Origin of the sequence: Paraburkholderia sp. (genome assembly GCF_047605525.1) — a bacterium.
Taxonomy (GTDB): domain Bacteria; phylum Pseudomonadota; class Gammaproteobacteria; order Burkholderiales; family Burkholderiaceae; genus Paraburkholderia.
In genome coordinates this window covers 96,723-119,679 of record NZ_JASGFN010000006.1, presented here as the reverse complement: position 1 = coordinate 119,679, position 22,957 = coordinate 96,723, and the positions used below count along the sequence as shown (strand labels likewise).

The 22,957-nt window shown below is 62.4% G+C and carries 16 protein-coding genes and 1 pseudogene; 5 read left to right on the top strand and 12 right to left on the bottom strand.

Going from position 1 to position 22,957, the window contains the following annotated elements; genetic code table 11:
- Positions 1-206: 206 nt before the first annotated feature.
- The 6 genes from QM685_RS10885 to QM685_RS10860 form a co-directional block, all read right to left on the bottom strand.
- On the bottom strand, positions 207-1,634 hold the full coding sequence (locus QM685_RS10885; RefSeq protein ID WP_415115620.1) for a hypothetical protein: 1,428 nt from the start codon (positions 1,632-1,634) through the stop codon (positions 207-209).
- Between the two features lie 587 nt (positions 1,635-2,221).
- Complete coding sequence (locus tag QM685_RS10880; RefSeq protein ID WP_415115618.1) at positions 2,222-3,358, bottom strand: hypothetical protein; 1,137 nt, start codon at positions 3,356-3,358, stop codon at positions 2,222-2,224.
- A gap of 2,116 nt (positions 3,359-5,474) precedes the next feature.
- The gene (gene galE / locus QM685_RS10875) at positions 5,475-6,497 is read right to left on the bottom strand and encodes a UDP-glucose 4-epimerase GalE (RefSeq protein ID WP_415115616.1); all 1,023 of its coding nucleotides are present in this window, start codon (positions 6,495-6,497) and stop codon (positions 5,475-5,477) included.
- A 12-nt stretch (positions 6,498-6,509) separates the two neighbouring features.
- Positions 6,510-7,658 carry a glycosyltransferase family 4 protein gene (locus tag QM685_RS10870; protein WP_415115614.1) on the bottom strand — a complete coding sequence of 383 codons (1,149 nt, stop codon included), beginning with the start codon at positions 7,656-7,658 and terminating at the stop codon, positions 6,510-6,512.
- A gap of 79 nt (positions 7,659-7,737) precedes the next feature.
- Positions 7,738-8,568 carry a glycosyltransferase gene (locus QM685_RS10865; RefSeq protein ID WP_415115612.1) on the bottom strand — a complete coding sequence of 277 codons (831 nt, stop codon included), beginning with the start codon at positions 8,566-8,568 and terminating at the stop codon, positions 7,738-7,740.
- Positions 8,565-9,827 (bottom strand): oligosaccharide flippase family protein, encoded by a 1,263-nt coding sequence (locus QM685_RS10860; protein WP_415115610.1) that lies wholly within the window; start codon positions 9,825-9,827, stop codon positions 8,565-8,567. The genes QM685_RS10865 and QM685_RS10860 overlap by 4 nt, the downstream gene beginning before the upstream one ends.
- A gap of 237 nt (positions 9,828-10,064) precedes the next feature.
- Between QM685_RS10860 and QM685_RS10855 the strand changes: the two genes are divergently transcribed.
- The 4 genes from QM685_RS10855 to waaA all read left to right on the top strand — a co-directional run bounded on the left by QM685_RS10855 (position 10,065) and on the right by waaA (position 15,025).
- Entirely contained in the window at positions 10,065-11,459 is a 1,395-nt protein-coding gene (locus QM685_RS10855) for a phosphomannomutase/phosphoglucomutase (RefSeq protein ID WP_415115608.1), read from the top strand.
- A 236-nt stretch (positions 11,460-11,695) separates the two neighbouring features.
- Complete coding sequence (waaC, locus tag QM685_RS10850) at positions 11,696-12,637, top strand: lipopolysaccharide heptosyltransferase I (RefSeq protein WP_415115955.1); 942 nt, start codon at positions 11,696-11,698, stop codon at positions 12,635-12,637.
- A gap of 68 nt (positions 12,638-12,705) precedes the next feature.
- Complete coding sequence (locus QM685_RS10845; protein WP_415115606.1) at positions 12,706-13,590, top strand: Kdo hydroxylase family protein; 885 nt, start codon at positions 12,706-12,708, stop codon at positions 13,588-13,590.
- Positions 13,591-13,711: 121 nt separating this feature from the next.
- Positions 13,712-15,025 carry a lipid IV(A) 3-deoxy-D-manno-octulosonic acid transferase gene (gene waaA, locus QM685_RS10840; RefSeq protein ID WP_415115604.1) on the top strand — a complete coding sequence of 438 codons (1,314 nt, stop codon included), beginning with the start codon at positions 13,712-13,714 and terminating at the stop codon, positions 15,023-15,025.
- Positions 15,026-15,422: 397 nt separating this feature from the next.
- Here waaA and QM685_RS10835 read toward each other — a convergent pair whose 3' ends face one another.
- Genes QM685_RS10835 through QM685_RS10815 form a run of 5 tightly spaced genes read right to left on the bottom strand, consistent with a single transcriptional unit; the run spans position 15,423 to position 21,344 of the window.
- Complete coding sequence (locus QM685_RS10835) at positions 15,423-16,802, bottom strand: 2-hydroxycarboxylate transporter family protein (RefSeq protein ID WP_415115602.1); 1,380 nt, start codon at positions 16,800-16,802, stop codon at positions 15,423-15,425.
- A 48-nt stretch (positions 16,803-16,850) separates the two neighbouring features.
- Positions 16,851-18,215 carry a short-chain fatty acid transporter gene (locus tag QM685_RS10830; RefSeq protein ID WP_415115953.1) on the bottom strand — a complete coding sequence of 455 codons (1,365 nt, stop codon included), beginning with the start codon at positions 18,213-18,215 and terminating at the stop codon, positions 16,851-16,853.
- 59 nt (positions 18,216-18,274) lie between these two features.
- Positions 18,275-19,168, bottom strand: coding sequence for an amidohydrolase family protein (locus QM685_RS10825; RefSeq protein ID WP_415115600.1), 894 nt, complete (start codon positions 19,166-19,168; stop codon positions 18,275-18,277).
- A 50-nt stretch (positions 19,169-19,218) separates the two neighbouring features.
- Positions 19,219-20,424 (bottom strand): CaiB/BaiF CoA transferase family protein, encoded by a 1,206-nt coding sequence (locus QM685_RS10820; RefSeq protein ID WP_415115598.1) that lies wholly within the window; start codon positions 20,422-20,424, stop codon positions 19,219-19,221.
- A gap of 47 nt (positions 20,425-20,471) precedes the next feature.
- Positions 20,472-21,344, bottom strand: coding sequence for an HpcH/HpaI aldolase/citrate lyase family protein (locus QM685_RS10815; RefSeq protein ID WP_415115596.1), 873 nt, complete (start codon positions 21,342-21,344; stop codon positions 20,472-20,474).
- 101 nt (positions 21,345-21,445) lie between these two features.
- Here QM685_RS10815 and QM685_RS10810 point away from each other — a divergent pair, with 101 nt between their 5' ends.
- Positions 21,446-22,327, top strand: a complete 882-nt coding sequence (locus QM685_RS10810; RefSeq protein WP_415115594.1) for a LysR family transcriptional regulator — start codon at positions 21,446-21,448, stop codon at positions 22,325-22,327.
- Between the two features lie 323 nt (positions 22,328-22,650).
- Here the strand turns inward: QM685_RS10810 and QM685_RS10805 are convergent.
- Positions 22,651-22,815: pseudogene (locus tag QM685_RS10805) on the bottom strand (transketolase family protein); the annotation flags it as partial.
- Between the last annotated feature and the right edge of the window lie 142 nt (positions 22,816-22,957).

Here is a 22,957-nt window from a genome sequence, read left to right as displayed (position 1 = left end):
ATGTACTCAGATCGAGGGGAAGGATGAGGGGAGCCCTCGTCGCGAACCGGACCACGAGGTCGGTGGACGAAGCACCGCGGCCACGCTGAGAAACAGCGACGCTGCCGGGCGGTGAATCGTCGAATGGGAACAATGCAACAGGCTCCCGCAAGCTGTTTTGCAACAAGGGAGCCCGTTGCACATCCGCTGATCGACGACGGCAACGCTCAGCTTTGCGGCGACATCGCAAAGCTGGACCCGTCGTATGCCGCCAACTGCACTGGCGCATTCGGGATCACGGTGCTTTCGTCCAGCACAACTTCTATTTCGCGTGCGAACGGTATAGTCGCCAGCGCCTCGAGCACCCCATTCATGACCCGGCCGCCGAAGTCATGATGAAACGCCCATACACCATAAATGCGGCCGCGGAACGCCGCCTCGAACCCGGTCTCGCGCCGGATCTGTTCGTCCGGACGGAACCCCGAGCCCAGTCCAAACGAGAACAGCCCCCGCACTGCTTCGCCGCTGGCATCGAATGGGCATCCGTAACTGTCGGAGACCACTCCGCCCTGGCCGAGCTGCAGCGAAATCGGCTGGTCGCAATGATCGACGAGTATCGACATGTTGGGCCCATATCCGGCGCCGTGAATGACAGCGATCGACTCTCTCAGGCACTCGCGCGCGCGCGACCGGGCGGCGTCACTCGAATCCGCCTCGATCAGTTCGACGCGCGGTTTCGTGGCGGGGACATGGCCGTTTGCCATGATTGAGCGCGCAATGTCGAAGGCCCGATAACGCAGACCGCCGGCACGGTTGACTCGCCTGGTGACAGGGCAGACATCGTTCTCTTCGTCGACCTCGTAACCATTGGCGTGTGCTTCCTCGACCGTTTCGAAAAACAGACGAACCTGTGACCGATGAATCACGACAATTTCATCCAGGCCTTCGCTTCCTAGTTCCACCGCCAGGCGGTCGACAACGGTGAATGCGCTGTGCGATCCACCGATAACCGTAATCCGGTTCGGACGGCCTGTTCCTTGCTGTGAGAAGTGGCGCGTGAACTCATTGATCAATTGCGGAGTCGTCAGGCTGAGCACATCGTCGGACACGTAGGTTCTGATGCCTGCGTCCGGCGGCGGCAGCCCCAGCCCCTCGCACAGCTGGTCGATTTCGCTCACGTGTTGCTGTCCACCAAGGTTCATGACGACAGTGTCGCTCGACTTCGTACTGACCACGGTCGGATCATTCACATCGTGATACTCGATTTCAAAGCCGCCGTTTTCAAGGCGTCGAATCTTGTCGATCTCGTGACCGCGCAGCACGGTGACGTCGTAACGCGCCGTCAGGTAAGCAAGGAGCAGTTCGGTCGCCAGCGCAAGCAATGCACCGGCGTCGGCGAGATTCGGCGGCCCATCGGCCACCTCGACCATCCGCTTGTGCAGCGGCGAGTTTTCTCTGAGGTCGGCAAACACCTCTTCGAAGTTTTCATGTTCGAGGCAAGCGAGAAACGTATTTCCGACGGTATTGCCGGTGACGTTCACATACTCGCCAAGCTTGCCTGCGCCGAGTTCGGTGCGTTTGTCGATGATCAGAAGGCCATTTCTCGCGATCTCCGGCAGGTTGCCCGTTTTGAAAGCGTGGAACAAAAAGCCCATCCCCGACGGACCCGCTCCGCAAATGGCGCAAGAGAATTTTGTCCGTACGATCCTCCCGACGGATGGTACATGTGAAGTGTGGTCCACGTTTGTTTTCTCCTAATCGCGGGTGTTACGAAGCTAATGTCGTACGAAAGGAGATTTCATTCTGTGCGCCGCCGCACCGAACTGCTATGTAGGCGCATGACATGCATCAATCAGGGGGTCTTGCCGTGTCGGAAAGAAGGGTCGTCATCTGGTCGAGGGTGGCACGTCAGTGCAGTGGACAGACCGGAACATAGAAAAACCGTCAGGTAGCTGTAAGCTCGTCGGTTGCGACACAATGCGGCAGCTTGCCGATTGTGAGTGCGGCAACGAAATCGCTTTCTGCGTGGCGTAACTGAACCGGGTTTCAACCCGCGTGTACGCACGTCGCGTTCCGCCGTTGTGTGCCGTTGTTGTTACCTGTTTTATTGAAGGAGGGAAGAAGACTGAAAAGCGCTGCATTGCGCAGCGCACTTCCCTCCGGAGACCCTGGCCGGCAGTCAATTCCAGCACGCGAGGTGCCGCATGGCAGCATTCGATGCCATGCGGCGCGAACGCGACTTTTAATTGACCGTGATGGCCGAAGAAAGGGTGTTCTTGATGAACGGCTTGCCCACGGCCTTGACGTAGTAGGTGCCCGCGGCGGTTACCGGGATCGTGGTCGTGGTGGCCGGGTAGGTCACCTGGCTCCACGCGGAGTTGTTGAAGCTCCACAACTCCAGATGATCCAGGGTGCTCGTGCTCGAAGGGGAAACCGAGATCGTGCGGCCGCTCACCGAAGTGTTCAGCGTCAGGCAGTTGTCGACACCCGTCTCGAGCGGGGTGCCCTCGTAGTAGTCATCCCAGGTCACCAGTTGCAGGAAGGGAAGCTGCTTCGCCGAGTTGTAATACTGGTTGATCTTGGTGAAGCTGTTCAGCCACGTCTGACCGCATTGTTGATCGACATACTCCTGACCATCCCACGACGCGTATTGTGAATTGAAGCCCTTGTATGCGCCGGCCATCGCAATTTCGGTCGGGTGCTGATTGGCGCGGGTGAAGAAGTCGTCCATGCCCGACAGATCCGGCGGCGACACATCTTGCGAGGTCGGGTTGACCCACAGGAACGAGCCGCCGCTCTTGGCGATGCTGAAGCCATCAGGCGACGTCGCGTTGTCCAGATGCACGAACTGGATATTCGGGTACGCGGCCTGAATGGCCGTCCAGTCGAGACCGCTTGCTGCCGTCAAGCCGAAATCACCGACGACCGGCTTGCCGTTATAGGTCAGATACGACGGGTCGCTGAGGTAATGCGAGTTGATGTAGCTCAGCGCGGACAGCACCTTGGTCTGGTTGCTTCCGCTGTAGTTGTTCAGCAGGTTTGCGTCGAGCATGATCGCAAACGTCAGCTTGTCGCCCGACAGCGTCGTGTAATTATGAATGAGCGGTTGCGAAACCAGCCAGTCCTTGTCGCTGATATCGGTCTGCCCCTGCCAGTCCACCATCACGCCGTCGACGCCGCGACTTACGATGTCGGCGAAGAATGCATTGATGTAAGTCGGATTGGCATTCGAATAGTTGACGTTGACGCCCGTGTCGTTACCGCCGTCGAACCAGGGTAGATAGTGCACCAGCACCTTCGTGGTGTTACCCGGATAGAGCAGCGAGTGAACGTTGACTTTCGAGACGTTGGTCGCGCCCGACAATGTACCGTTCGACAAGCCCGAGAAGGCCGCGCTCGCCGAAGTGTTTGCAGGCAGCAGTGTCGATTGTACGGCTGCCGATGCGGTCGACGACGTGGTTGTCGAGGCAGTCGAAGTAGTCGAGGCAGTCGACGTTGATGTGGACGTTTGCGAACTTTGCGAATGTTGCGATCGCGAATAGTGTCCGCGCGCTTGCACCGAACCCACGACCAAAAAAGTAACACAAGCCGCGAGCATGGCTCGCGAAATATTAGTTTTCAATTTTTGTGACACTACCAGTATCCTTCGAATTTATTTGAAGACTCGAAGCCCTGTACCTCAGGCTCCACGAAAAGAAACGGGCTACCTGCCCGAAGGCGCTTTGGCTGCCGCCTCGGCCGCGGCAAAATCCAACAAGGCCATTACGCCGTTCGCAGCGGCAAAGCCCTGCGAGTTGGCTGACTTCCGGAAGCGGATTCGCTCTCACCAGGTCGCGTCGTGAACGTGATAACCAGGTGAGCATTGCGAATTGCTATCGGATTTTTTCGATGACAAATATTTCGACTCCTCCTCTTATCAGTTAGTCACCTCGTGACTACATCACCTCGACACCACGCGTTATCCACCGACATCCGACGGTGGATGCTCTCGACTGGAGGGGGTGACGAACCCTCGCGACGCCCTGTTCGGTTCAAGAGCGTTGTCAAGTAACGGCGTGCGTGTTCGAGTACTTCGCGCGACCGTCCCTCCTCACAGGGGGATGGTCACTTGCCAGGATCACATTCCGTTTGTCGACCTAGGAAGACAACTCAGGCGACGTCTTCGCCGATCGAAGTGCTTCCGCGGAAATTCCGCCATACAAAAAATGAACAGTCTGGATAATTGGGGCTGCCAATTAAATTGTTTAAAAATGTAACTATCATTGCATCTCTCGTTCGACCGCTTTCCGTGATGTACCCGCCTGGTGTACTTCTTTCGATCCTGACGTATGCATGTCCACGCTCTGAGCGAAAAGCGTATGGATCTTTACGAACTCGACGGGGTGGAACTTCGATAGAACTGCTTGGTATGACCGGCACGACTCTTCCAGATCGAGATGCGTGTGCGTCGATCCCGTTGAGTGCGAGCGCTCAGGTTGCCGTGGCATTCACACTCCACCACGGCTAAAAACCTTTCAAATTCGCGAAGCGCGAAGCGCTATTGCTGACAAGGTGTACTGCATCAGAAAGAATTGCGCGATAGGGTTTCCCCGCGCAGTTCGAGGGCACAAAATATATCTCAAAAAACGTTTCAGTTCTGCAACGTGGGCAAAGATCTGGGAAAAAAAGCGAGAGCTCCCCGCATCCGTTTTTGCGGAGTCAGTTTTTCCTTGAATCTTGCGTAGTACGCGGCAGGTCTTCTCCCGCAACCAAAAAAGTACAATGAACTACTTGACTTGAGCGATTCATAAATATCGCTGGGGAAATATCGTGCCCATTCAATTCGTCGGATAAATGAAATTCCGTACTACTTGCAGAGAAGAGCCGCTAGTACTTTTCGGACAATGTACTATTGAGAGCTAGTCGTCACAGCGAAATGCGAAGTACTGTCGCGTGAGTTCCATGTATTTTTTTCCTTCCCAGATGTGCGGAAAATCTTCGCTCATTGCGAAGAAAAAATGGAAGACGGTTAAGCGTCCGTTGATTTCTAGAGAACGCGAATTGATGGAAATGGAAGGTTGAGAGGATTGTCGAAAGTACTCTTATCAACGTCGTCATTCGAATGGATGTTCACCATGAATGCGAGAAGGTAGAAGTACTCGACACGTGTGCTTTACACAGAAAACTGAAATGAAACTCGCATTCGTCGGGAAGGGTGTTGCCGCACTGCTATGTCAACTTGCGCGCCGACTCGTAGAGGCGTGTGTAAGCGCTAGTGAGTGAGCAAAGAAGTCCCGAGCGCTACCGTGTCTTCAGAAAAGTACGTGCTTTGGTGTTCTGTTGCCGCGGCAGACCGGGTAGGGAAAAACGAGCGAAAGCATTCGATGCGCAGATGGGGACCTTGCCAGCGAATTCCATCATCGCCAGCAAGGCCGCAAAGACCAACCACAAAGACCAACCACGGCGGAGTCCGTGCGTCGCGACTCGCCAGATCCGCGGTCGATCTTCAGCGTCCGTCAGGCAAACCCCTGCGGATTCATCGATTGCCAGCGCCAGTGGTCGGCGCACATCCGCTCGATACCGAACTGCGCGCGCCAGCCGATGATCTTCTGCGCCGCGCTCGGATCGGCGAAGCACTGCGCGACGTCGCCCGGGCGGCGCGCGACGATTTCGTACGGCACCGGTTTGCCGGACGCCTGCTCGAACGAGCGCACCACATCGAGCACGCTATAGCCCTGGCCCGTGCCGAGATTGACCACGAAGCTCGCATCGCGCTTGACCAGCGCATCCAGCGCGGCGAGGTGTCCGCGCGCGAGATCGACCACGTGGATGTAGTCGCGCACGCCGGTGCCGTCGGGCGTTTCATAGTCGCCGCCGAACACGCGCAATTTCTCGAGCTTGCCGACCGCGACCTGCGCGACGTACGGCATCAGGTTGTTCGGAATGCCGGCCGGGTCCTCGCCGATCAGACCGCTCTCGTGCGCGCCGACCGGATTGAAGTAGCGCAATGTCGCGATGCGCCACGACGGGTCCGACACTTCGAGATCGCGCAGGATCTGCTCGGCGATCAGCTTCGACTGACCATACGGATTGGTTGCCGACAGCGGAAACGATTCATCGATTGGCGAGCTTTCCGGCACGCCGTACACGGTCGCCGACGAACTGAACACGAACTGCCTGACGTTGCGATCGCGCATCACGCCGAGCAGCGTCAGCAGACTGCCGACGTTGTTCGCGTAGTACTCGATCGGCTTCGCGACCGATTCGCCGACCGCCTTCAGCGCCGCGAAGTGGATTGCGCCGCTGATCGGATGCGCGTCGAAAATGCGCTCGAGCGCCGCTTCGTCGCGCGCATCGTTTTCATAGAGGGTCACGGCGCGGCCGGTGATCTGCTCCACGCGCCGCAGCGATTCACGCTTGCTGTTCACGAGGTTGTCGATCACGACGACGTCGTAACCGCCGTTCAACAGCTCGACGCAGGTGTGCGAGCCGATGAAGCCCGCGCCGCCCGTTACCAGAATCGTGCCCTTCGTGGTCATGCTATTGCTCCGTTAAAGTAAAACACCCGTGATTTTCTGCACCAGATCCTTATAGGTTTCGACGACCCTGCGTTCGTCGAATTCCATCGCGACTTTCTGCCGGCCGCGTTCCGCCATTGCGCGCCGCTCGGCGCCGCTCATGTCGAGCATGCGCGCGAGGCTCGCGGCGAGGCTCGCGGCATTGCGCACTTCGCACAGCAAGCCGTTGACGCCGTCGGCCACCACTTCGCGGCAGCCGGGCACGTCGGTCGCGACGATGGGCCGCCCCATCGCCGACGCTTCCATCAGCGTGCGCGGCACGCCTTCGCGATACGACGGCAGCACGACGCAATCCGCGTCGGCGATGAACGGCCGCACGTCGTGCGCTTCACCAAGATACCCGATCACGCCTTCCCGCTCCCATACGGCGACTTCCTCGCGCGTGATCGCGCTCGGATTGTCGACGCCGACCGGCCCGAGCAGCTGGAAGCGCGCGTGCGGATAGCGCGCGCGCAATTGCCGCGCGGCCTCGACGTATTCGCCGACGCCCTTGTCCCACAACAGACGCCCGATCAGCACGAAGCGGAACTCGGCGCGCTCGCGCAGCGGCGTGAACGCGAACTGCTCGAGATCGACACCTTCGCCATGCAGGAGCCGCGCGCGCTCCGGATGCACGAGCAGCTTTCCGTCGAGGAACGCCGCTTCGTCGTCGCGATTCAGAAACCACACTTCGCGCGGGAAACGGAACGCGAAACGATACAGTTTTTTCGCGATCCGCGCGGCGCGGCTCTGCTGGATGAACACGTAGCCGAGCCCCGTCGTGACCGCGACCGACTGCACGCCGGCGAGCTTCGCCGCGATCGAGCCGTAGATGTTCGGCTTGATCGTGTAGTGAAACACGACGTGCGGACGAATCGTCCGGTATTGCCGGTACAGCGCCGCGAGCGTGCGCAGATCCTCGCGCGGATTCGTGCCCTTCGAGGCGACCGGCAGCTCGATGCAGCGGCAACCCATCGCGGTGAGCAGCTCGAACGTGCGGTCGCGCGGCGCGAGCACGGTCACGTCGACGCCGCGTCCGACCAGCATGCGGATCAGCCCCTGACGGTACGTATAGATTGCCCAGGCCGTGTTGCAGACGAGTGTAATGCGCAGCGCGGGCGTCGACTTGAAAGAAGGCTTCATGCGTGGAGAGGCTGGGCGTTGCATCGGGTGTTGATCGGGAAGGCGGATAAAGCAATCAATACAGCAACGAACGGCGCAATCAATGGCTCGCGCGCGGCGCGAGCAGCATGCGCTTGATCCGTTGCAGCGTGCGATAAGGCAGCATCAGATGCAGCAGATTCTTCGCGAGGCCGAGCCAGTCATACGGATTGGCCACGTTGAAGTAGCGCAGTTGCAGACGCAGCGTCGAGACGATCTGACGGCGCCGTCTGGTCGCGCTGATACCGCCTTCGTTCACTTCGTAGAAGAGGCCGAATTCCGGCAGATTCGCGCAGTCGTAGCGTTCCATCAGGCGCACGAACAGATCGAGGTCTTCCGCCGAACGATACTCGGCGCGATAGTTGCCGACCGTGCGCACCGCATCGATACGCAGCATCATCGACGGATGCGCGAGGCACGAGCGGAAAAAGCGCTGGCGCCGGATCGCGTCCGGTTCGGCCGGCGGCGTCAGCATGAAGAGCGGTTCGCCCGCGCGCGTGACGACCTGGGTCCACATGCCGAGGCCCGCCACGCGCGGATGCAGTTCCATGAACACGCGCTGCTTCGCGAGCCGGCCCGGCGCCGCGCGGTCGCCCGCGTCGATTCGCGCCGCGTAGCGAAAGCCGCGCTGCGCGAGCGCATCGATGCCCGTTTGCAGCGCGCGCTCGATGCCGCCGTTCCGCGCGATGCGCAGCACTTCGATCTTCAGGTTGGGCAGCGCGGGCGCGACGATCGGCGGCATGCTGCCGTCATCGACGATCAGTACGTGCACCAGCGCGCTTTCCTCGAACGACGCCAGCGTGGAGTCGACGTCCGCCTGGCCGTTGTACGCGGGCATCAGCACCGCGACGTCGTCGAGCGTGATTTGCGCGGTGGCGGATGAGTTCGTCATGGGCGCAGTTTGAAACGGATGTAATAAAGATTGACCGACGCGGCCGCGAGATAACCGGCCGCGAGACCCACCAGCGCGCCGTACGCGCCGAGCCATGGGATCGCGAGCAGGTTGACCGCGAACGCGACGGCGAGCGCGAGCAGCCACTTGCAGAGCAACACGAACCTGGCCTGATACTTGAGCACGACCAGATTGCCGATCGCCTCGATGCCGGCCGGCACCGACAGCCATACGGCCCAGCGGAAGATATCGATTGCGCCTTCGAAACCCGGCCCGAACACGCGGCGGATGATGAACCCGGCCAGCAGATCGAGCACCAGCGCGCCGCCTGCCATCAGCGCGGCGGTCATCGCGGTGAGCCGCCACATGTTGCGGCGCAGTTGCGCGATGCCCTGCACGCGATAGACGAACGCGGGCGCGATGGTCTGCGCGAGCATCAGTGCGAGCGTGATCCAGTTTTCGTTCAGTTGCTGGGCGGCGGAATAGCGGCCGAGGTCGGCGAACGAAATCGCGCGTTCGAGCATCAGCCGGTCCAGTTTCAGGAACAGATACATACAGATGAGCCCGAGCCAGAACACCGTGCCCGCGCTCGCGAAGTGTTTGAACAGTGGACGGTCGACCTGCCAGCCGAGCTTGCCGCCGTGGCGGCGCATGAAGTAGAGCAGCAGCACCGCGCCGATCGCCGCCGATTCGAGCGCCCACAGCCAGCCGAAACGCGCGGGCACGGCGGCGGCGCGCACGAGCAGATAGACGCAGCCCGCCTTCAGCACCGCGGTGCTCATGCTCGTGAGCAGTTGCGGCTTGCTGTAGGTCATGCTTTGCAGCCACGCGTTGATTACGCCGACGAACGGTTCGCGAAACAGCATCGTCACTGCGAGGCCGGCCAGCATCGCGCCGACCAGCGGCTCGAAGAAATGCAGCGCGATGCCGAGCCACGTGAGCAGGAGCGCGACGGCGGAGACCGAGAAGCGCAGCGCGAATGCGCTGCCGAGCACGGTGCCGAGTTGTTCGGGAGGACGGTTGACGATGGTGGGCACGAGGATTTCCGCGCCGCAGACCCATGTGATCGGCGACAGCACGAGCAGCAGCGTATTCGCGTACTGCCACTTGCCGAACGTGTCGGGCCCGAAGTAACGGGCCAGCATGCCGCTGATCGCGATCGCCACGCCGATCTGCGTAAGCCGTTCGAGCCCCAGCCAGACGATGTTCGTGAACGCGCGCGTGACGTCTGGATTGGCGAAACGCTTGAGCGTCAGCATCCGCTGGCCGCGTTCGCCCGCCCGGCCGGCAGCCGCGGCAATTTTACAAAAGGAGGGCGTCTAAGCATTAGAATGGCGTTATTCAGGCTGGTCAGAAGAACGCAATTATAAGTTGGAACCGGACCGCTTCCGGCAAGGGCGCGCCGAGGTGTTGCAACGCCCGGTTTTATCGCGGGTTTTACCGATTCATCGGTGGTGCGCAGGTCAAAATTTTCCATTGCACGCAAGTGAGCCAACATGATCTCCAAATCCATTTTCAAGGCATATGACATTCGCGGCGTGATCGGCAAGACGCTCGACGCCGACGCCGCGCGCTCCATCGGCCGCGCATTCGGCAGCGAGGTGCGCGCCCAGGGCGGCGACGCGGTCGTCGTCGCGCGCGACGGCCGCCTGTCGGGTCCCGAGCTGATCCAGGCTCTTTCCGACGGTCTACGTGCGGCGGGCGTCGACGTCGTCAACGTCGGCATGGTGCCCACGCCGGTCGGCTATTTCGCGGCGAGCGTGCCGCTCGGGCTCGCGGGCGGCGAGCGCCGCGTCGATTCATGCATCGTCGTGACCGGCAGCCACAATCCGCCGGACTACAACGGCTTCAAGATGGTGCTGCGCGGCGCGGCCATTTACGGCGAGCAGATCCTCGCGCTGCATCAGCGCATCGTCGACGGCAACTTCACCGACGGCAACGGCAGCTACGCCGAGTACGACATCGCCGACGCGTACCTCGAGCGCATCGCGAGCGACGTCAAGCTCGCGCGTCCGATCAAGATCGTCGTCGACACCGGCAACGGCGTGGCCGGCGCGCTCGCGCCGAAGCTGTTCAGGAAGCTCGGCTGCGAACTCGTCGAACTGTTCACCGAAGTCGACGGCAACTTCCCGAACCATCACCCGGACCCGGCCCACCCGGAAAACCTCGAAGACGTGATCCGCGCGCTGAAGGAAACCGATGCGGAAATCGGCTTCGCGTTCGACGGCGACGGCGACCGCCTCGGCGTCGTCACGAAAGACGGCCAGATCATCTATCCGGACCGTCAACTGATGCTGTTCGCCGAAGAAGTGCTGTCGCGCAACAAGGGCGCGCAGATCATCTACGACGTGAAGTGCACGCGCAATCTCGCGAAGTGGGTCAAGGACAAGGGCGGCGTGCCGCTGATGTGGAAGACCGGCCACTCGCTCGTGAAGGCGAAGCTGCGCGAAACCGGCGCGCCGCTCGCGGGCGAAATGAGCGGCCACGTATTTTTCAAGGACCGCTGGTACGGTTTCGACGACGGCCTGTACACCGGCGCGCGTCTGCTCGAAATCCTCACGCGCGTCGCCGATCCGAGCAAGCTGCTGAATTCGCTGCCGAACTCGCACTCCACGCCGGAGTTGCAACTGAAGCTCGAGGAAGGCGAGAACTTCGAGCTGATCGCGCGTTTGCAGCAGAACGCGAAGTTCAGCGGCGCGGACGACGTGGTCAAGATCGACGGTCTGCGCGTCGAGTATCCGGACGGCTTCGGTCTCGCGCGTTCGTCGAACACGACGCCGGTCGTCGTGATGCGTTTCGAAGCCGATAACGACGCGGCACTGAAACGCATCCAGGACGATTTCCGCCGCGTGATCCTCGCGGAGAAAGCCGATGCGAAACTGCCGTTCTGACGGCTGATGCGGCGGCCCGCGTCGAGTCCCGCCGGAACGGATCGAAGCACCGCCGCCCTCGAACGCGGCGCGGGTGGCCTGCCCGCGCCGCGTTTTTCATGTCTTTCAACGGACCGCACGCTAGAATTGCGGTCCTTTCAACGCATCTTCGAGCCGGATAGCCGGTTTTCTCACTCTTGAGCGCGCAAAAGATACTGATCGTGAGGGTGTCGTCGCTGGGCGACGTCGTTCACAACATGCCGGTGATCGCCGACATCCGGCGCCGTCATCCCGACGCGCAGATCGACTGGCTCGTCGAGGAAAGCTTCGTCGGGCTCGTGGAACTCGTCACCGGCGTGCGGCGCGCGATTCCGGTGTCGCTGCGGCGCTGGCGCAAGCGCATCCTGTCGGTCGGCAACTGGCGCGAAATCGGCGCGTTCCGCCGCGCGCTCGCCGCCGAGCATTACGACCTCGTGATCGACTGCCAGGGGCTCATCAAGACCGCGTGGGTCGCGAGCATGGCGCGCGGTTCGCTCGTCGGCCTCGGCAATCGCACCGACGGCGCCGGCTACGAATGGCCGGTGCGCTTCTTCTACGAACGGCGCGTGCCGATCGCGCCGCGCACGCACGTGGTCGAACGCACGCGGCAACTGGTCGCCGCGGCGCTGAACGACCCGCCGCCGCAACCGACCGACGACATCGACTTCGGCCTCGACACCGGGCGCGCGGCGCTCGCGCTGTCGCAGTCGAATCTGAATCTGCCGGTGCCGTACGTGGTGTTCGTGCACGCGACCTCGCGTGCCGACAAGCAATGGCCCGATACCGCGTGGATCGAACTCGGACAGTCGCTCGTGCGGCGCGGCGCGTCGATCGTGCTGCCGTGGGGCAGCGACGCCGAGCGCGAAACCAGCGAGCGGCTCGCGAAGGAGTTCGGCGCGGCCGCGATCGTGCCGCCGAAGCTGTCGCTGCCGGCGGTGGTCGGGCTGATCGACGGCGCGGCCGCGACGGTCGGGGTTGACACAGGTCTGGTTCACATCGCGGCGGCGCTGAAGCGGCCGACGGTCGAGTTGTACAATTTCTCGACTGCGTGGCGCACCGGCGGCTACTGGTCGCCGAACGTCGTCAACCTCGGCGGGGCCGGGCAGCCGCCGACGCTGCAGCAGGTCAAGTCGGCGCTGGCCGCTTTTGGCTTGTTGTAGGCCGGGCCGGTCTGCCGCAACCCGCCGGTGCGCTTCGCCTTGCGCACCCTCTGTTCCCAAGGGCGACCATGAACGAAACCCAGATCATCGAAGTAGCGAACGCCGACTGGCACGGCAGCAACCTGTCCGTGCCGCGCGAGACGCTGCTCGCCGGCGTCGAGCGCGGCAAGGTGCTGTACTTCCCGAACCTGCGCTTCGCGATCGAAGGCGGCGAACAGGCGCTGCTCGACCCCGCGCTCGCCGACCCGAACCGCAAGAACATCAGCCTCGAGCCGAACGGCGGCACGCTGCACGGCGTGGCCGGCGACGCGGTCACGCAATCGGCGGTGCGCGCGTTGATCGCGCGTTATCAGACCAATGCGCGCACGCTCGTCGACGGACTTTTCCCCGAATACAACGGCAAGCTGCGCGTGGCGCCGACGAGCCTGCGGCTGCATCAGGTCGAAACGCGCGAAACCTCATGGCGCAAGGACGACAGCCGCCTGCACGTCGATGCGTTTCCGTCGCGGCCGAATTACGGCGAGCGCATCCTGCGTGTGTTCACCAACGTCAATCCACATGGCGTGCCGCGCGTGTGGCGCGTCGGCGAGCCGTTCGAAGACATGGCGCGGCGCTTTTTGCCACGCATCAAGCCGCAGATGCCGGGCGCCGCGTGGCTGCTGAATCTGCTGCACGTCACCAAGTCGCCGCGCAGCGAGTACGACCACCTGATGCTCAATCTGCACGACGGCATGAAGGCCGACCTCGACTATCAGAAGACGAGCCCGCAGGAGACGATGCCGTTTCCGCCGGGCAGCGTGTGGGTGTGCTTCTCCGACCAGACTTCGCATGCGGTGATGTCCGGCCAGTTCATGCTGGAGCAGACTTTCTTCCTGCCGGTGAAGGCGATGGCGCAGCCCGAATGCGCGCCGCTCGGCATTCTCGAGCGCCTGAAGGGCAGGGCGCTGGTTTGAGCGCCGCGGTCCGTTTGATGGTTGGGCGGGGTGTGCCGGCCCGCTTGCCGCGGTGTACCGCGAAGGCGCGGCATGTGAATCACGTGAGCCACGCGAGTCACCTCAGCCACGCGGAGCGCCGATGCTAAGAGCGATCTATCGCGCGCTCTGGTGGCTCGTCGCGCCGCTCGCGGTGCTGCGTCTGTTGATCCGTTCGCGCAAGGAGCGCGGTTATCGCGAGCATATCGGCGAGCGCTTCGGTTATTCGCGCGGACGGCTGCCCGAAGACAACGCGCCGCTGATCTGGGTGCACGCGGTATCGGTCGGCGAGACGCGCGCCGCGCAGCCGCTGATCGATGCGCTGATGAAGGCGCGTCCCGACGCGCGCATTCTCCTCACGCATATGACGCCGAGCGGCCGCGCGACCGGTGTGGAGATTTTCGGCGACCGCGTGCTGCGCAGCTATCTGCCGTACGACATGCCGCAAGCGGTGCGGCGCTTCCTGCGCGCATGGCGGCCGTCGCTGGGTCTCGTGATGGAAACCGAAGTGTGGCCGACCTTGATCGACGAATGCCGGCGCGCCGAGGTGCCGCTCGTGCTGATCAATGCGCGGATGTCGGCGCGCTCGTACCGGCGCGCGGCGAAGTTCGGCGGTGCGACCAGGGACGTGTTCGGCGGCTTCGCGCGCGTGCTCGCGCAGAGCCCATCGGATGCGGAGCGGCTGACCGCGCTCGGCGCGCGTAACGTCGCGGTGCTCGGCAATCTGAAGTTCGACATGAGCACGCCGCCGGAACTGGCGGCGCGCGGCCATGCGTGGCGCGCGGCGATCGGTTCGCGACCCGTGTGGGTCGCGGCGAGCACGCGCGAGGGTGAAGAGGCGCTGGTGCTGGAAGCGTTCGCGGCGCTTGGCGTCGACGATGCGCTGTTGATTCTGGTGCCGCGTCATCCGCAGCGGTTCAACGAGGTCGCGGCGCTCGTCGACAAGGCAGGCTTGCGGCTCGAACGGCGCTCGAACTGGGCGCCCGATGCGAAGGTCGCGTCGGCGGCGGTTGGTGCGGATGGGGGCGTGCCGCCGTTGCCGCGGGACGTGAACGTGTTGCTCGGTGATTCGATGGGCGAGTTGGGCGCTTACTACGCGGCGTCGGATCTTGCGTTTATCGGCGGCAGTCTGTTGCCGCTCGGCGGACAGAATCTGATCGAGGCGTGCGCGGTCGGCGTGCCGGTGCTGATCGGGCCACACGTGTTCAACTTCACGCAGGCCACCGCGGATGCGGTCGCGGCGGGGGCCGCGGTGCAGGTGCGGGACCCGGCGGACCTGGCGCGCGCGCTGCGCGAACTGTTTGGCGACAAGGCGCGCCGGCTCGCGATGGGCGGTGCGGCGGCGGCGTTTGCGGCGCGGCATCGCGGGGCGACGGCGCGGACCGTGGAAGTGTTGGCGGCGTTGTTGCCGGAGTAGGGCGGTGCGGGTGCCGTGCAATGCGGCATGCTGGGTTGTGCGTGGTGAGAGGGTTAATGGAGCGTTCGGCGGGCATTGGGCTTGGGTTTTTGTGTCCGGTGTCTTGGCTGGCAAAAAGGGCGCGCCGGTTAATTTGGACTTTTTCGGCTGTGCGGGCCGCGCTAATCAAAGTGCAGAATTCTGACCGGATGGGCGGGGTCGCTGATGGTGGGACGGCTGGCTGGATTCGGCCAGCAACGGACGACCGTGCACGCCGTCGCCGAGACAGTCGAACGTCGCGTCCGTGTCCCATCGCGGATAGTCGCCGGCCGGAGTCGGCAACAAGATCGGGTTCCGTCGACCGCGCGCGTCAGGTACTGAAGCACGAAGTCGACCGGTACCCGTATTCAATTTCAGGTCAATGAATCCAGGCAAACGCAGCAAGCGCCACCATCACTGTTATCGCACCGCCGATACGCGTCGCAATCTGCGCGAACGGCATCAATTCCATCCGATTAGCGGCGGTCAGGATCGCGACATCCCCTGTGCCACCGAGGCCGCTATGCGTAGCGTTGACAATCGCGGCCTCGACGGGATACATGCCAACGAGCTTGCCGACGACAAAACCAGTGACCACGAGCGTCAGCACTGTCGAGAGAGCCGTGACGATATTGATCCAGTGAAACGCCGTGACGATCTCACCCCACGGCGTCATCGCGACGCTGATTGCGAACATCAGCGGATAGGTGACGGCGCTCGAAAAGAAGCCGTACATGAATCGCGCACCGCCGCGCACGCTCGGCGACACCACTTGAAATAGCTGCGCGGCGACGACCAGAACGAGCATCACGACCGGCGCGGGCCAGTCGAAAAGTTGATGACTGAGCACGCCCAGCAGATATAGGGCAATCGCCGTTGCGCCAGCGGCGGCAACTGAATTCACGTCGAATTCGAACGATGGTGGCGCGTTTTGCATCGTGTCGTCGTCGGCATGGGTCGCGACGGTCAGGCGGCCGTTGCCGGTCCAGCTCGCCTTGCGCGTACCCAGATAGCTCAGGAGACCCGCGAGACAGATAGCGGCGATGTTACCGAGCATCACGGCGGACAACGCCTGAGCGAATAGCGGTCCCTGTTCGACACCCATGATCTGCGCATAGCCCGCGGACAACGGCAGTGCGCCTTCGCCCACGCCACCCGCCATGATCGGCACCACGACCATGAACAGCGCATGCCGGAGGTCCATGCCGAGCGCGACGCCGACACCGGTGCCGACACATGCCGCCGCGATGGACCCCGTTGCCACCGGGACAAAGATGCGCACGAAACCTTTGATCAGGGTTCGGCGGTCCATGCTGAGCACGCTGCCGACGATGATCGCGGCAATGAACAGGTAAAGAAAATTCGATGTTTTGGTGAAGTCAGTGACGGCCTTGACGACAGGCGCCGGCATCAGCTTGTAATACACGAGCATCGACGGAATGAATGCCGCGAAGATCGACGTGGCGCCGATATGCCGGATCCACGGAATGCGCTTCGCCAGTTCGGCGCACGTGAAACCGCCGACCGCGACGAGCGCGATGCCGGTCGGCAGATCGGATGCGAGCTTGCCATGCAGGGTCATCGCCGCGAGCACCGCAACCAGCACGAGATAGACCGGCACGGGTAACGATCCGATACGCGCATCGAATGTCGCCCACCAGCGATCCTTCAGCGTGGAGCGGGCGGAAGGCGAACTCGTCACCTTCGCGTCAGAAGCAGTCGGCTCGTGACCGGCATGCTGCGTCGTCACTACTTTCATCGACTGGTCTCCATTCATCTCTCTGGTCCGCAAGTGTGCAACTGCCGATCAAACAAGAAGCAGCAGCGCTGCACCGTACACGACCGCGCCGACAACGAAGGTCATCACGGTAAAGCCGAGCACGCGTTGCACGCCGATGCCCGCCATCGCGACAACGGGGGCGGCCCAGAAAGGCTGCAACATGTTCGACACCTGTTCGCCCATCGCAACGGCCATCGTGGTTGCCGGTACCGATGCATGCAGTGCAACCGCAGCCGGCACGACGAACGGTCCTTGCACAGCCCAGTGACCACCACCACTCGGAATGAAGAACGTGACGATCAGCGAACACACATAGCTCCAGAAAGGCAGCGTGTGCGCGTTCGAAATGGCGATGAAAAAATGCGAGATCACGTCGGGCAGACCGGTCGCATCCATCATCCCCATAATTCCGCCGTAGAGCGGGTACTGCAGCATCATCGAACCGGTCTGCTTCGCCGCGTTCTTGACGGCATCCGCGTACGCGAGCGGATAGCCATGCAGGATCACGCCCGCGATGAACATCACGAAGATCACGGCATTCACACCAGAAAACGCCAGATGCTCGACACGCGCGAGAATCAGAAAGGCAATGCCGGCCGCGCCGATAAACGCGCTGCCAGGCCACGAATATTCACTCCAGCGCGCGAAGCTCAGCTTGCCGGTCGGGCGTTCGCGCGGCGGTGCATCGGGATGCTTTTCGGTGTCGAGCACGACTGCGTCTTCGTCAGAAGGTTTGAGCCATGCAAACACGAACGGCATGGCGATCAACATGATGATCGTCGGGACGAGGTTGAAGCTCGTGAAGACGGTAGTACTGAATGGCAGAACCTGGCCGGTCAGCTTCTGCACGACGTTCATCGCGCTTCCCGGCGTGGATTGCGCGAGCGCGATCGAACTCGAGATGCCGCTCGCCCACACGACCCAGCCCGAGAAGCCCGCTGCAACGATCCACGCGAAATCCACACGCATCCGTTTCGCGACTTCACGCGCAAGGAGCGCGCTGACGACCAGCCCCAGGCCCCAGTTGCAAAACGACGCGACCGCGACGAGCACGAATGTCAGAGCCGCGGCCTGCACGGGCGTGCGCGCGACCGCCACCAGCGCCTTGAACATGCGCTGAACCACAGGGGCATGCGCGAACGCATGGCCGGTCACGAGCACCAGCGTTATCTGGAAGGCGAAGGTGAGAATATCGAAGAAGCCCTTGTACCAGCCGCCGATCAGATGAGATGCCGACGCATGCGGCGCGAATGCCGCGGACAGTATGGCGACCACGACGGTGATCAGGATGGCGAGCACGAACGGATCGGGGATCATCCGTTCGAAAAGCCGTATCGTCGCGTCGGTAAAGCGCGTTTTGCGCACGGCTGGGCTGGTGGCTGCGGGTTTCATCATGTGTCTCCAAGGAATCTTTTGGTTGTTCGTTCTGTGCGCGTCTGGGCGTCGAGGTTTCAGACCGTCGGGTGCGGGTCCACGGGGGGCATGAAGCCGTACAGCGTCGCCGCGTTGTCCACGAGGATGCGGTCGCGGATCGTGTCGCTGCCGGTCCATGTGCCGAGCAGATCGAACAGTCGCGCGTCGTCGGGCTTGCGCGTCTCGGTCACATGCGGCCAATCGCTACCCCACACGAGACGCTCGGGCAGCGCTTTGACCCATGCGCGCGCGGTCGCCGCGGTGTCGGCGTAGTCGTGCTCGATGCCAGCCGCGGAGTCGAGGTACGGCCCGGACAGCTTGATCCAGACACGCCCCGAATCGGCCAGATCTTGCACGATGCCGAACGCCGGATGCGACACACCTTCTGGCATTGGCAGACGCGCGAGATGATCGAACACGATCGTCGAAGGCAGGCGCGCCAGCATGTCCCGATGGGCGACGATCTGCCCGGCGGTCCAGTGCAGTTGCACATGCCAGCCGAGTTCCGCAATCCGTCGCGCGAGGGGCTCGACCATTTCGAATGTGACGGCGGCATTTGCAGCGGTATAGAGCGTGAAACGGATACCGCGAATGCCGCCGTCGTGGAGTGCTGCGAGTTGCCGGTCGGTGACTTCGGGCGTCAATACCGCAATGCCACGCGCCCGGTCCTGTCCGAGTTGCTGGATCGCATCGAGCGTGACGCGGTTGTCGGTGCCGTAGTTGCGCGGCGTCACCACGATCGTCCGTTGCGTGCCGGTTTTGCGCTGGACCGTGAGATAGTCGGAGACGGTCGCGTGCTCGGTGAAATTAGCGTGATTCGCACTGTCGGCGAGGAAGCGCGCGTCATAGATGTGCATGTGCGAATCGCACGCACCCGGCGGCGCCGGGCTGAGAGGCCGTTGCTCGTTATCCTTGCTCTGCTGCATGTCCATCGACGTCTCCGTTTTATATAGCGCGGCGCTAACGTGTGATCGAATCCGGCTTACAGCACGGCGCGCTTCGCACGCAGTGCGGCGATCTCTTCGTCGTTCAAGCCGGTATCACGCAATACCGCGTCCGAATGCTGACCGAACGCCGGCGCGGCGAGCGGCGTCGGGCCACTCGTGTCGCCAAAACGGATCGGCTGACGGAAGCCCCGGTAACGTCCGACGCCAGGGCACTCGTAGTCCGCGATCATGTCTTCGGCCAGCACCTGTGGATCGTCGAACATATCTTCGATGCTGCGCGCGGCGGCACAAGGCACAGCATCGCCAAACAAGGCTTCCCACTCGAGTGCGCTTCGCGCAGCGAGTGCTTCGTGCAGTAGCGGCACGATTTCATCGCAATGCAGCGCACGCTTGCGAACGGAGTCGTAACGTTCGTCGTTCGCGAGCGCTTCGAGGCCGGTTTTCTCACACAACGCTTGCCAGAAATGCGGCGTGTTCGCGGAGATGTAGAGGTAGCCGTTGCGAGTCGGATGAATGCCCGTGATGCCGCCTGAGCGCATATCGCGGCCGATGTCCTTTGGTTCGCCCTCGGCCCAGATCATCCGTGCGGATTGCATCGTCAGTGCGCTGCGCAACAGCGACACGCCGACATACTGTCCCGCGCCGCTGCGCTCACGTTCGAACAGCGCCGACGATACGCCCGCTGCGACCAGCGCCGCTGCGTAGTAATCGACCACCGAGCCGTACAGGATCTCCGGCGGCCCGCCGCGCTTGCCCTGCAATGTGCACATCCCGCTCATCGTTTGTAGTACCTGGTCGTAGCCGGCCTTGTCCTTGCTTGGACCGGTTTCGCCGTATCCCGTGACCGCGCAATAGATCAGACGCGGGTTGACCTCGCGAAGCTGCTCGTAAGCAATGCCCAGACGCGCCGGCACACTCGGGCGGAAGTTGTGCACGAGCACGTCCGCGCGTTTGACGAGTTGCATCAGGACGTCGAGCGCTTCGGGCTGCTTCAGGTCCAGCACGAGACCGCGCTTGCCGCGATTCACGCCAAGGAATGCGCGACTCTCCGCTTCGAGCGTGGACGGATATTTGCGCAGATTGTCGCCAGAAGGCGGCTCGATCTTGATGACTTCCGCGCCCTGGTCGGCGAGCAGCGTGCAGCCGTACGGACCGGCGATGTACGCGCTCAGATCCAGCACGCGAATGCCTGCCAGCGGGCCCGTTGCGCCGCTTCCGGCTGCGTCGGACGAACGTTCCATGATTGACTCCATCAGTATCGGATGAGGGGCGCCTGAGGCACCCTGATTCAGTTCCCGTCGAGGAGACCGAGGCGCGCGGCATCGCGAACCAGCGCGCGTGCTCGTTCCACGAATGGCGGATCGATCATCTTGCCGTCCACTACGTAGGCGCCGACGCCGTTCGCATCGGCTTCGCGAGCCGCTTCGACGACACGCATGGCGTGGGCGATTTCATCGTCAGACGGGCGGAAGACCTCGTTCGCGAGCGCGATCTGGCTCGGATGGATGCAGCTCTTGCCAAGAAATCCCATCGCGCGTGCAAGTTGTGCTTCCGCACGAAAGCCGGCTTCGTCCTTGATATTGGCGAAGGCCGAGTCGTACGCGAACACGCCTGCCTCGCCGGCTGCGATGCGCAGGGCGAACATGGCCTGCTGGATGGCCGACTGCTCACGACGTGCAATGCCGAGCGGCTCGAACAGATCACCCAGTCCGAGTTGCAAACCGGCGACGCGCGGATGCGCGGCGGCGAGTTCGGCGGCGACGCGCAACGCCTTTGGCGATTCGATGTTGAGGAGCAGCCGGATTGGATTGGCGACGCCGTTGGCAGCCTCAGCGCGGTCGAGCGCGGCTGCGGCGGCGAGCACGTCGTCTGCGGATTCGGGCTTCGGCAGATTGATCAGGTCAAGGCCGTCCTGTGCCACGGCGTCGATGTCCGCACCGAAGTGCGGCGTGTCCAGCGCATTGACGCGGACAATCAGCACTTTCTGCTTGTTGGCAACCAGACTGGAGCGCAGCATTTCGCGCAGTTCTTCGCGCGCTTGCGGCTTGCGATCGGCGGCGACGGAGTCTTCCAGGTCGAACGAGAGCGCATCGGCGGCGCTGGCGAAGGCCTTCGCGAACAACTCGGGGCGAGAGGCGGGCACGAACAGTTTGCTTCTCATGTCTCCACTTGGTTTCTGATTTGCTGGAAGCGAGTCTAGGCCGTCCGTGGATTTAGATAAACTATCCGTAACTATCTTTTAAATATAGTTAAACTATCGTCATGGACGTCGCCTTTCTCGCCAATCTTTTGCTGGTCGTCGATAGTGGCTCGATGGCGGAAGCCGCGCGCCGGATCGGCGTGACGCCGGCTGCGGTCGCGCAGCAGGTTCAGGCGTTGGAGCGCGAGCTCGGCGTCGAATTGCTGGTGCGCTCGGGGCGTACGGTTATTCCGACTGAAGCAGGCCATCGCGTGATCGAACGAGCGCGTGGGCTGGTACGTGAATTTGCGGAGCTGAAGGCGTTTGCCCTCGAAGGTGAGGCAACTGGCGAATTGCGGATCGGAACGATCACGACCGCGCTACTGAGTCTCCTGCCCGACGTGCTCGCTGGCTTTGCAACGTCGTTTCCCCATGCGAACGTGCTGATTCGCGCAGGCACGTCGATGGAGCTTTACGAGGCGCTGCAGCGTGGCGATGTGGACGTTGCCGTCTGCCTGCATCCCGCGTTCGCGTTACCGAAGGCGTATGACTGGCATCTGCTGCGAGAAGAACCGATTGTCGTGCTCGCGCCCTCGCGTTTCGCCGCGCATGATCCTCACGAGTTGCTGTCGCGTGAGCCTTTCATTCGCTATGACCGCTCGCTCGGCGGTGGCAAGCAGGCGGACCAATATCTGCGGGCAGCGAAGATCGTGCCGCGCGAACTGTTCGAACTGAATTCGTTAATGGCAATCGCGATGATGGTCGATCGCGGACTCGGCGTGTCGCTCGTGCCGGATATTGTTTCGCCACTGATGACTCATCTGGATGTCGCGAAGCTCACACTGCCGGTGCAGACTGAGCCGCGCCGTTTCGGCGTGGTGTGGCATCGTGCGTCGCCACGCGGACGGCTGATCCGAGGCTTTCTCGTTTGCGCCGATGAGGTGTTGGCACGCGAATGCAACTAGTTGCCAATGGTGTTTGATTTGACGGTGCTTTTGTCACAGGCACGTAGATGGCCGTTTTGTCGTGAAACCGGACGTATCAAGGCCTTGGTGCGGAACGGCCGAGATGGATCGGCAACTGCCGACCGCATCGGGCAGCAGTCGCCCAGAAACGGTCGCTCGTTGTCTCTTCATTGACCGTCCGCTTGTGGATACCAGGCGGACGGAACGTACATTCTGAGAAAAGACGGATCGAAGCGCTAGCGCGTCGGCGAAACAGGTGCATTGCTTTCGAATTACCCGTTCAAGCCTGCTCGCTCAGAACGCGACATGCCGTGGAAACCTCCCTATCGCAACCACTGTCGAATGCGCTCGCCGAACGCGGTCCGGCTGATTCCGTAGCGATCGTGGAGCGTCGGCAATGCACCCGCGTCGAGATACTGGTCCGGCAGGCCGGCAAAGCGGAAAGCTGCCGGCTGCACGCCACGTTCGACCAGCACGCCCGCGACCGAAGACACGCAATGGGTTGAGAGGGAGATGTGCCATGAAAGGTCGATGTGCGGGTATGGTCCGTGCAGGCCATTTTGCCTGATGACGAAGCGCAAATTCTGAATTGACAGGCGGCCGTCACGCGTGCGGCGAGGCGTGTAGCCT

Bases quoted from the DNA above. Each gene is read 5' to 3' on its own strand.
- QM685_RS10845 (WP_415115606.1), top strand. From the start codon at position 12,706: ATGAACGAAACCCAGATCATCGAAGTAGCGAACGCCGACTGGCACGGC.
- waaC (WP_415115955.1), top strand. From the start codon at position 11,696: ATGCCGGTGATCGCCGACATCCGGCGCCGTCATCCCGACGCGCAGATC.
- QM685_RS10835 (WP_415115602.1), bottom strand. From the start codon at position 16,802: ATGAAAGTAGTGACGACGCAGCATGCCGGTCACGAGCCGACTGCTTCT.
- QM685_RS10815 (WP_415115596.1), bottom strand. From the start codon at position 21,344: ATGAGAAGCAAACTGTTCGTGCCCGCCTCTCGCCCCGAGTTGTTCGCG.
- QM685_RS10810 (WP_415115594.1), top strand. From the start codon at position 21,446: ATGGACGTCGCCTTTCTCGCCAATCTTTTGCTGGTCGTCGATAGTGGC.
- QM685_RS10855 (WP_415115608.1), top strand. From the start codon at position 10,065: ATGATCTCCAAATCCATTTTCAAGGCATATGACATTCGCGGCGTGATC.
- QM685_RS10860 (WP_415115610.1), bottom strand. From the start codon at position 9,827: ATGCTGACGCTCAAGCGTTTCGCCAATCCAGACGTCACGCGCGCGTTC.
- QM685_RS10820 (WP_415115598.1), bottom strand. From the start codon at position 20,424: ATGGAACGTTCGTCCGACGCAGCCGGAAGCGGCGCAACGGGCCCGCTG.
- QM685_RS10865 (WP_415115612.1), bottom strand. From the start codon at position 8,568: ATGACGAACTCATCCGCCACCGCGCAAATCACGCTCGACGACGTCGCG.
- QM685_RS10885 (WP_415115620.1), bottom strand. From the start codon at position 1,634: ATGGGCTTTTTGTTCCACGCTTTCAAAACGGGCAACCTGCCGGAGATC.
- QM685_RS10830 (WP_415115953.1), bottom strand. From the start codon at position 18,215: ATGAAACCCGCAGCCACCAGCCCAGCCGTGCGCAAAACGCGCTTTACC.
- QM685_RS10825 (WP_415115600.1), bottom strand. From the start codon at position 19,168: ATGGACATGCAGCAGAGCAAGGATAACGAGCAACGGCCTCTCAGCCCG.
- QM685_RS10870 (WP_415115614.1), bottom strand. From the start codon at position 7,658: ATGAAGCCTTCTTTCAAGTCGACGCCCGCGCTGCGCATTACACTCGTC.
- waaA (WP_415115604.1), top strand. From the start codon at position 13,712: ATGCTAAGAGCGATCTATCGCGCGCTCTGGTGGCTCGTCGCGCCGCTC.
- galE (WP_415115616.1), bottom strand. From the start codon at position 6,497: ATGACCACGAAGGGCACGATTCTGGTAACGGGCGGCGCGGGCTTCATC.